This window comes from Taklimakanibacter deserti (genome assembly GCA_003574785.1).
In genome coordinates this window covers 1-513 of record QORU01000096.1, presented here as the reverse complement: position 1 = coordinate 513, position 513 = coordinate 1, and the positions used below count along the sequence as shown (strand labels likewise).

The 513-nt window shown below is 62.0% G+C and carries 1 protein-coding gene; it reads right to left on the bottom strand.

Annotated elements, in window-relative coordinates:
* A partial coding sequence (locus DS839_RS36145; protein WP_119275366.1) for a PAS domain S-box protein occupies window positions 1-498 on the bottom strand: 498 nt, incomplete at its 3' end.
* Window positions 499-513 lie beyond the last annotated feature (15 nt).

The window sequence follows — 513 nt, the reverse complement described above, 5'->3', positions numbered from 1 at the left end:
CCCTCGCGGTCGAACACGTAGGCCACTTCGATGGCGGTGGGCCGCATGCAGCGCCGATTCCAGCCGATCATAGAACAGTGAGCGGTTGGTCAGCCCCGTGAGCGCATCATGATGGGCGAGGTAGCGCAATTCGTCCTCGGCCTGCCTCAGGGCCGTCACGTCTCGGGCGACACCGATCCGCACCCCCTCCTCCTCGTACCAGCAGGCAGACCACAGGATATGGACGATACCGCCATCCTTGCGGATGTAGCGGTTACGGAAATCGATGTGGGACTGTCCCTTCATGACCCGGGTGATGGAGGCCAGGGAGGCCGCCAGATCGTCCGGGTGCATGTAATTGGTGATCGTCGTGCCCATCAGCTCGTCGGCACGGTAACCGAGCAGTGCCGCACAGGCATCGCTCACGAATACGATCTGGTTGTCCCTGTCGACCACGAAGACCGTGTCCAGCATCAGGTGGACCAGCTTGGGATAGAGGGCTTGAAGGTCAACGGGCATGAGTCAGGGTGTCCG